Source organism: Pseudomonas sp. FSL R10-0056 (assembly GCF_009600105.1).
GTDB classification, from domain to species: domain Bacteria; phylum Pseudomonadota; class Gammaproteobacteria; order Pseudomonadales; family Pseudomonadaceae; genus Aquipseudomonas; species Aquipseudomonas bubulae.
The window spans coordinates 22,124-28,538 of the sequence record NZ_WIWL01000208.1 but is presented as its reverse complement, the minus strand read 5'-3'; the positions used below and the strand labels follow the sequence as shown (position 1 = coordinate 28,538).

The following is a 6,415-nucleotide window of genomic DNA, read 5'->3' as shown; positions in this document are numbered from 1 at the left end:
TGTCCCCTTCGTCTAGTGGCCTAGGACACCGCCCTTTCACGGCGGTAACAGGGGTTCGAGTCCCCTAGGGGACGCCACGATTACCCGCTTTGCGGGATTTATAAGGGTCATTCGATTATTGAATGACCCTTTTGTTTGTCTGCAGTTTTTTAATTCCTGCTCTTCAAGTTTCCCGTCGCCCCCTCTGCGTTACACTGCGCTCCTTATTTATGTACAGGGAGACAAGGCATGAGTTGGGATTTGGCAGCGCCGTTTATCATTGACCTGCAGGTGCAGGCCGAAGACATTGACGGGTTTGGTCATGCCAATAACGCGTCCTATGTGGTCTGGCTGGAACGCTGCGCCTGGCGCCACTCGCAGCGCCTGGGGCTGGACCTCACCGAGTACCGTCGCCTCGACCGCGCCATGGCGGTCTCCCGTCATGAAATCGACTATCTGGCCAGCGCCTACGAAGGCGATGAGCTGCAGCTAGCCACCTGGATTGTCGATTGTGACCAGCGCCTGCGCATGACCCGTCACTTTCAATTGGTGCGCCCCTGCGATGGTGTGACCCTGTTGCGTGCCCAAACCACCTTTGTCTGCATTGAACTGTCCACGGGCAAGGCCAGGCGCCTGCCGCCCGAGTTCCTTGACGGTTATGGCCCGGCTGTCGTGACGGCCTGACCGTCAGCGCCTGCGCATACCGATTGCCCGCAGAACCGCGTAAACTTCCGCACGTTTTTCATGAGAGTCACCCATGCAAATTGCTTTGGCGCCGATGGAGGGGTTGGTCGACAACATCCTGCGTGATGTCCTGACCCGCACCGGCGGTATTGATTGGTGCGTGACCGAATTTATTCGGGTCACCGAACGGCTTTTGCCCGAAGCCTACTTCCATAAACTCGCTCCCGAGTTGCAGCACGGTGCGCAAACGCGTTCCGGCGTGCCGCTGCGCGTGCAGTTGCTGGGCTCGGACCCGGCGTGCCTGGCCGATAACGCGGCATTGGCCTGTGAGCTGGGCAGCGGGGTGATCGACCTCAATTTTGGTTGCCCGGCCAAGACCGTGAACAAGTCCCGTGGCGGGGCGGTGTTGCTCAAGGAGCCCGAACTGCTGCACGCCATCTTGCTGCAAGTGCGTCGCACCGTGCCTGCGCATATTCCGGTCACCGCCAAGATGCGCCTGGGCTTCGACACGCCCGACAGCGCCAATGAGTGCGCAATCGCCCTGGCCGAAGGCGGCGCCAGCCAGATCGTGGTGCATGCGCGGACCAAAATGGATGGCTACAAGCCGCCTGCGCATTGGGAATACATTGCCCAGGTGCAGGAAGCGGTCAAGGTGCCGGTGTTTGCCAATGGCGATATCTGGTCGGTTGAAGATTGGCGTCGTTGCCGCGAAATCAGTGGCGCTGAAGACATCATGCTCGGCCGTGGCCTGGTGTCGCGCCCCGATCTGGCCGCGCAAATTGCCGCTGCCCGCGCCGGTGTTGAGGTAGTGCCGATGACCTGGGCCGATTTGCAGCCCATGATCCGCGACTTCTGGGCCCAGGCCGAAGCCCAGCTGACCCCGCGCTCGGCACCGGGGCGGCTCAAGCAGTGGCTGGCAATGTTGACCCGCAACTATCCTGAAGCGGTGGTGTTGTTCAATGCCATGCGTCGTGAAACAGACTGTGAGAAGGTCCGGCACATGGTCAACAACCCGCCTGTCGATGTGGCTTGAAGCGTCTGAAAAAAATTTCAAAAAAAGCCTTGAAATGGTTTTGACGGTCCCTATCTAAGGGGTACGCGATGCCGAAACCGGGTCGCGTAACAAAATCTCGCTGAAATCAGGAGGATGAAATTATGAGCAACGCTTTTTCAATGGCGCCACTGTTCCGTAATTCTGTCGGCTTTGACCGTTTTAGTGATTTGTTTGAAACCGCACTGCGCAACGATTCAAGCGGCGGCTACCCACCTTACAACGTTGAAAAACGGGGTGAAGACAGCTACCGCATCGTGGTAGCAGCTGCAGGCTTCCAGCAAGATGATCTGGACCTGCAAGTAGAGAAAGGTGTGCTGAGCGTCAGCGGCAGCAAACGCGAAAGCACCAGCGAAGAAGGCGTGACCTTCTTGCATCAAGGTATTGCACAGCGGGCATTCAAATTGTCCTTCCGCCTTGACGATCATATCGAGATCAAAGGCGCAAACCTGAGCAATGGTTTGCTGAGCATCGACCTGCAGCGGGTGGTGCCGGAAGAGGCAAAAGCCAAACGCATCCCGATCAATGGGGATTCGCAGCCTGCTCTGCAAAACTGATCTGAGCATGTGCCAGGCAAGAACCCCGTCCAGGTGACGGGGTTCTTTCTATCCGCAGTTTGTAACGAGCAGTACGCAGGCATTTGTCCCCGATCCTCTCCCCGGGGCAAGTGCCTGCATTTCATCTCACCCGCACTTCTTCACTTACCCGCCTGACCTGCTGTCAGCTGGTTTTTCTGCAGGTTTTTTTCGGCTTTGTAGCGCAGGGCTACATCGGGCACACCGCCACTTTTGCCGGTTTCCACCCAGTTGCGAATTCGACCGGCATCGGCGAAGTGGGTGTACTTGCCAAAGGCATCCAGAATGACCAGGGACACCGGGCGCCCACCCATTTCAGTCACCAGCACCAGGCAATGACCGGCCTGATTGGTAAAGCCGGTCTTGGTGATCTTGATATTCCATTTGTCTTTTCTGACCAGGTGATCGGTGTTGCTGAAACCCAGGCTGTAGTTGGGTTTGCGGAACGCCACGGTCTTTTCCTTGGTGGTGCTCAACTGGCTGAGCATCGGGTAATGCCGCGCCGCTGCCAGCAGCTTGCTCAGGTCGCGGGCAGTGGATACGTTGTGGATCGACAACCCGGTCGGCTCAACATAGTGAGTGCTCATCATGCCCAGGCTTTTGGCCTTGGCATTCATCGCCGCGATAAAGGCTACATAACCCCCCGGATAGTGGTGGGCAAGGCTGGCGGCTGCGCGGTTTTCCGAAGACATCAGGGTGATCAGCATCATTTCGTGACGCGACAGCTCGCTGCCGATTTTTACCCGCGAAAACACGCCCTTCATCTCCGGGGTGTCGCTGATATTGACCGAAATGGATTCGTCCATCGACTGCTTGGCATCCAGCACTACCATGGCGGTCATCAATTTGGTGACGGAGGCAATTGGCACGATGGCGTCAGGGTTGCTGGCAAAAATCACTTTGTTGGTTTGCAGGTCGATCAGCAGCGCACTGCCTGAGGCGATGTGCAGTTGCGAGGTATCCCGTGGGGCCGAAGTGCTTTCAGCCGCTGCGGCGATTGAAGAAGCACTGGTGCCTGCCAGAACTAAACACAGGCTCAAAATGGAAAAATGAATTTTCACGCAGAATGACTCAAGAAGGGTTGGGAAGTACCGGGCTGCAACGGCTGTTATACACATGACGTTACATTTAGTCAGTATGGATCAGTGGCGGCAGAAATGCCTGATTTTGCAGAGGTTTGTCAGAGAAAATCCGAATATACCGGTAAAAAGGTTGGGTGCCGCGGCGAGCCTAGCAGGAGGATGCTGTTGGTTGGCTGAACGGACTGGAGGCTTTGAAGTGCAGGCAGGCAGAGCCTGGTGCGCCGCCTGCGAGGGCTTGGCCTCGCAGGCGTGCGTGCTTACGATTCCGGTTGATAATGCAGCAAGTCCCCCGGCTGACAATCCAGTGCGATGCAAATGGCTTCCAGGGTTGCCAGCCTGATGCCCTTTACTTTCCCTTGCTTGAGCAGTGACAGGTTCTGCTCGGTAATGCCCACCCTGTGCGCCAGGTCCTTGGATTTGACCTTGCGCATGGCCAGCATGACGTCCAGCTTGATCTCGATCGGCATTTTGGCCTCTTAAACGAACTGCTGATTTTCCCGCGCCAACGAACACGCCTTGTACAGGCTGCGGGCGATGATCATAAGGGAAGCCGAGAGGAACAAGGCAACAAGATGCGACGGCTCGAAGCTGATCGTGAGCAAGCGCTCGCCCGCAGGCCGCAAAATGGTGACCCAGACACTCATGACCGGGGTTAACAGGAGGCTGGCCAGCACCCATATAGAAACGCTTTTACCCACTTTACCCAGCAACTCGGCAGATTCGGTCGAGAAATACTCGCCCTTGCTGTAGGCCAGAAACAGGCTGCGCAGGGCCAGCAAGCCTTTGGCGAGTATCAGCAGGGGGATGCTGGACAGGATTATGGCACCAGCAACCTGCCACCAGGGCATCAACGGGATGTCGGCCTGCAGTGTTTCGGTCATGGCGCTCAGGTTGAACCCGCCCACATAAGTGCCTATGGCGTTGGGGAAAATCCAGTAAGCGATATTGGCCAGCAACATACCCGCGACAAGTGCCAGCGTGGTTGTGGCCAGGATGCGGCTGCGATTGGCAAGGGGATCGGTTTTCATCGAACAGTCCTTCTGGTTCTGCTTGTGGTTGTAAAAAGCCCGGAATCCGCCCAGGGAAAGCGTATTGCCCTGCGCAGTGAAACTATCGTATTGCGATAAAAAATTATTGTAAAACGATAATATCACCCTCTGTATTAACAAATATTTCCACTGTGCCGATTAGGCAGGGCAGTGCAATTGTGTAAAATGCCGGCCCCTTGAAATTGACCGGTCGGCCTGATGACTCCTGAAGCGTTAACCACCCTGCACCAGCACTTATTGACTGCACTGCAGGCTGTGCCTGCTGAAACCCGGCGTTTGTTCCATGGGCGTGGACGTTGCTGGCCCGGGCTTGAGCAGTTGACGGTGGACTGGTTGCAAGGCGTGGTGCTGGTTTCTCTATTCAAGGAGCCCGAGGCCCTGCAACTGGCTGCACTCAAGCAACTGCTGCAGGCCATTGTTCAGTCAGCCGCGTGGCAGGCCAGCGGTGCACACACACTGGTGCTGCAACATCGTTATACGCTGCAAAGCGACACCGAGTGGCTGGTGGGCGAGGCAATTGACGAGTGGACGCTGACTGAAGGCGGATTGTGCTATCGCGTGGACCTGGGCCGCAAACAGAACAACGGCCTGTTCCTGGACATGCGTTATGGTCGTGACTGGGTAAGGGCCAATGCCGGGGGCAAGCGAGTGTTGAACCTGTTTGCCTATACCTGCGGGTTTTCAGTGGCCGCCATAGAAGGCGGCGCCCAGCATGTGGTCAACCTCGACATGTCCCGTGCGGCCCTGAGCCGTGGCCGCGACAACCATCGCCTGAACGGGCATGACATGAGCAAGGTGACGTTTCTGGGTCATGAGCTGTTCAAGTCCTGGGGCAAGGTGAAAAGCACCGGGCCTTACGATCTGGTGATCATCGATCCGCCGTCATTTCAGAAAGGCAGCTTTTTGCTGACCAAGGACTACCAGCGCGTGGTGCGCCGACTGCCGGAGTTGCTCAGTGAAAACGGCACAGTACTGGCGTGCATGAATGACCCGGCACTGGGTTCGGATTTTTTGATCGATGGCGTGACCCGTGATGCGCCGATCCTGCGTTTTGTTCAGCGCCTGGACAACCCGCCGGAGTTCCCGGACGCCGATGTCGAGTGCGGCCTCAAAGCGCTGGTGTTCAGGCAGGGCGTTTGACAGGCGAAAAAAAGCCCGCAGGGGAGGTGCGGGCAAGGGGTTCATTGAATGAGCAATGAGCGCAGCCAATATACCGCTCGTTGCGTTCGAAGACTGTGAAACAAAATTCATGGTTCTGCGGGTGCTCGTGACCGTAGCAGCTGGCGCAGGAACAAGGCTGCGTCCGGCGGCGAAGCCGTCGTAAAGTCAGAGCACAGGTTTTTACAGATAAACCGCATGCTCTGGTTTTACGATCGCTTGGCAATCGAACGCAGCCTCGTTCCTTCGGCAGCTGCTACGCAGGGGTTATTTGGTACGCGACGACTCAAACAGGAACCACACGCGGCGCTCGGCCTCGTCGATCCAGTTTTCCAGCAGGCTGGTAGTCGCCACATCGCCCAGCTCGGAGCACATGTCGTGAGTCTCACGCATATAGGCGGCCAGCTGGATATTGTCTTCGCGCAGTTCTGCCAGCATGTCTTCCGGCGTCACGAAGTCGGCGTCGTTGTCCAGCAGGCGTTGCAGCTTCTTGATGTGGCCGATGGAGCGGATTGTGGTGCGCCCCAGCTTGCGCACACGCTCGGCGATGGCATCGGTGGTCGCGTAGATCTGGTCAGCCTGCTCGTCGAGCAGCAGGTGGAAATCACGGAAGTGCGGGCCGGACATGTGCCAGTGGAAATTCTTGGTCTTCATGTAGATGGCGAAGGTGTCTGCGAGCAGCGCGTTCACTTCGGCTGCGATATCGATACAGGCTTTTTCGCTCAGTGCCGTAGGTGTCCGCAGATCGGCCTTTCTGCTTTCCTTGGCGGATTTCAGGTCTTTCATGGTGGTTCCTCGTGGCAGCGGTTGATCGGAATTAACGTCTCTTGAATGCGG

Annotated in this window: 8 protein-coding genes and 1 tRNA gene; 5 read left to right on the top strand and 4 right to left on the bottom strand. The window is 57.1% G+C overall.

Annotation, left to right across the window (positions count from 1 at the left end):
- Position 1: 1 nt before the first annotated feature.
- The 4 genes from GHO42_RS19960 (at position 2) to GHO42_RS19945 (ending at position 2,271) form a co-directional block, all read left to right on the top strand.
- Positions 2 to 77: transfer RNA gene (locus tag GHO42_RS19960), tRNA-Glu, on the top strand.
- A gap of 151 nt (positions 78 to 228) precedes the next feature.
- Complete coding sequence (locus tag GHO42_RS19955; RefSeq protein ID WP_095002275.1) at positions 229 to 663, top strand: thioesterase family protein; 435 nt, start codon at positions 229 to 231, stop codon at positions 661 to 663.
- Between the two features lie 73 nt (positions 664 to 736).
- Positions 737 to 1,696, top strand: a complete 960-nt coding sequence (locus tag GHO42_RS19950) for a tRNA-dihydrouridine synthase (RefSeq protein WP_095018966.1) — start codon at positions 737 to 739, stop codon at positions 1,694 to 1,696.
- A gap of 122 nt (positions 1,697 to 1,818) precedes the next feature.
- Complete coding sequence (locus GHO42_RS19945) at positions 1,819 to 2,271, top strand: Hsp20 family protein (protein WP_016780349.1); 453 nt, start codon at positions 1,819 to 1,821, stop codon at positions 2,269 to 2,271.
- Positions 2,272 to 2,411: 140 nt separating this feature from the next.
- Here GHO42_RS19945 and pbpG read toward each other — a convergent pair whose 3' ends face one another.
- From pbpG to GHO42_RS19930, 3 genes are all read right to left on the bottom strand, one after another.
- Positions 2,412 to 3,350 carry a D-alanyl-D-alanine endopeptidase gene (gene pbpG, locus GHO42_RS19940; RefSeq protein WP_095021194.1) on the bottom strand — a complete coding sequence of 313 codons (939 nt, stop codon included), beginning with the start codon at positions 3,348 to 3,350 and terminating at the stop codon, positions 2,412 to 2,414.
- Positions 3,351 to 3,628: 278 nt separating this feature from the next.
- Positions 3,629 to 3,838 (bottom strand): helix-turn-helix transcriptional regulator, encoded by a 210-nt coding sequence (locus GHO42_RS19935; protein ID WP_095002278.1) that lies wholly within the window; start codon positions 3,836 to 3,838, stop codon positions 3,629 to 3,631.
- Positions 3,839 to 3,847: 9 nt separating this feature from the next.
- Positions 3,848 to 4,399, bottom strand: coding sequence for a DUF2975 domain-containing protein (locus GHO42_RS19930; RefSeq protein ID WP_153328879.1), 552 nt, complete (start codon positions 4,397 to 4,399; stop codon positions 3,848 to 3,850).
- Between the two features lie 219 nt (positions 4,400 to 4,618).
- On the opposite strand from GHO42_RS19930, the gene GHO42_RS19925 reads away from it, so the two are divergent.
- The gene (locus tag GHO42_RS19925; RefSeq protein WP_153328881.1) at positions 4,619 to 5,560 is read left to right on the top strand and encodes a class I SAM-dependent methyltransferase; all 942 of its coding nucleotides are present in this window, start codon (positions 4,619 to 4,621) and stop codon (positions 5,558 to 5,560) included.
- 285 nt (positions 5,561 to 5,845) lie between these two features.
- Here the strand turns inward: GHO42_RS19925 and GHO42_RS19920 are convergent, their stop codons facing one another.
- Positions 5,846 to 6,364, bottom strand: a complete 519-nt coding sequence (locus GHO42_RS19920) for a Dps family protein (protein ID WP_095002281.1) — start codon at positions 6,362 to 6,364, stop codon at positions 5,846 to 5,848.
- Positions 6,365 to 6,415 lie beyond the last annotated feature (51 nt).